The organism is Microbacterium sp. Ru50 (genome assembly GCF_002920555.1).
In the GTDB taxonomy this organism is placed as follows: Bacteria; Actinomycetota; Actinomycetes; order Actinomycetales; family Microbacteriaceae; genus Microbacterium; species Microbacterium arborescens.
This window is the reverse complement of sequence record NZ_PQSV01000032.1, coordinates 1-796: the sequence shown is the minus strand read 5'-3', so window position 1 is coordinate 796 and position 796 is coordinate 1. Positions and strand designations below refer to the sequence as shown.

Genomic DNA, 796 nt, shown 5'->3' with positions numbered 1-796 from the left:
CTGGAGCCTAAGACCGTCCGAGTAGCCGTGTCAACGAGCGTTCCATGGCGTCGTCGCGGACTCTGTAAAGAGTTTGAAATACGACCAGAGTAGGCGCCTACCCCTGGAATGGTGTTTGCATTCCCATGGCTTCGCAAAGAGTTGGTCGACGGGGAGTGGGGGTCAGACGCGTCGCCAGTCCATCACCACAGAGGCGTGCGGACCCCCGAGGCGGCGCTGCAGCCGCAGCACGCCGTCGTGCAGGAGGGCCTCCCTGACCTGCTCGGTGTTCACCACCCGCCGGTGCGACCCGATGACCACGTGGTGGACGACCGCGTCGCCGCGCAGCCGCCAGCGCCCTGAATACCCGAGATAGTCGTCGGCGGAGCCGAGGTAGGTCGCCGGTGGCACGCCGTCGATTCCGGCCAGTGGCTCGTTCCGCATCAGGCTGGCCGCCATGTACCCATCCGCGTGATAAATCAGCAGACCGTCCGCTTCGTTGCCCAGCGGGCCTTCGCTCGTGGAACCGTCGTCTTCGAGGTAGAAGTGGGACACCAGTCGCCAGACTCCTATCAGGTCCTTTTCGGACAGCATGCGTGCTCCCTGCACCTGGACGAGCCCGACGCCCGCACCGGGAAAGACGGCTGGTGCGCCGGGCTGTCAATCCGAATCCCGATCCCTGACCGACCGGGGCGATCAAGCCACACTGGCGCGATGGGCTAAAAACCGCTCAAAGAGTGTTAATCGCGTGCGCGGTGACCTTATTACAGTGGGACGGAATTCCGACCGCGGGTGGCACGGTACGCCTCCACATCAC

General features: G+C 64.3%; 1 protein-coding gene. It reads right to left on the bottom strand.

All coding sequences use genetic code 11. The features are described from left to right. Window positions 1-162: 162 nt before the first annotated feature. A complete protein-coding gene (locus C3481_RS16070; protein ID WP_103813443.1) occupies window positions 163-573 on the bottom strand; it encodes a lipocalin-like domain-containing protein in 411 nt (136 codons plus the stop codon). Window positions 574-796 lie beyond the last annotated feature (223 nt).

Coding starts and splice junctions, on each gene's coding strand:
- C3481_RS16070 (WP_103813443.1), bottom strand. CDS start 573: ATGCTGTCCGAAAAGGACCTGATAGGAGTCTGGCGACTGGTGTCCCAC.